The sequence below is a fragment of the Corynebacterium sp. UMB6689 genome (assembly GCF_030215295.1).
In the GTDB taxonomy this organism is placed as follows: domain Bacteria; phylum Actinomycetota; class Actinomycetes; order Mycobacteriales; family Mycobacteriaceae; genus Corynebacterium; species Corynebacterium aurimucosum.
The window spans coordinates 1-241 of record NZ_JASOLS010000268.1; the positions used below are offsets into that span (position 1 = coordinate 1).

Consider the following 241-nt stretch of genomic DNA (forward strand, 5'->3'; position numbering starts at 1 on the left):
GCGGGTGGCGCAGCGGTAGTGGCGCTCGCGGCCCAGGCGCGCCAGGTATCCGTCAATAAAATCAAGTTGTTCCGGGAGCGGCATGGCGTCCATATTGTGATACAGCAGGGTGTCGTGGATGCGGTAGACGCTGAAACGATCCACGTTATCGCAGTCGCCAACCGAGCGCGCCAGCACGCTGGCTTCTTCCGGATATTCGCGATGGCCGGGGTATTCGGGGGAATCTTCCGGATATTCGCTG

At 61.0% G+C, this 241-nt stretch carries 1 protein-coding gene; it reads right to left on the reverse strand.

What is annotated here, in order from left to right:
- The coding region (locus QP363_RS13465; RefSeq protein WP_284764865.1) for a hypothetical protein at window positions 1-241 on the reverse strand (241 nt) is incomplete at both ends.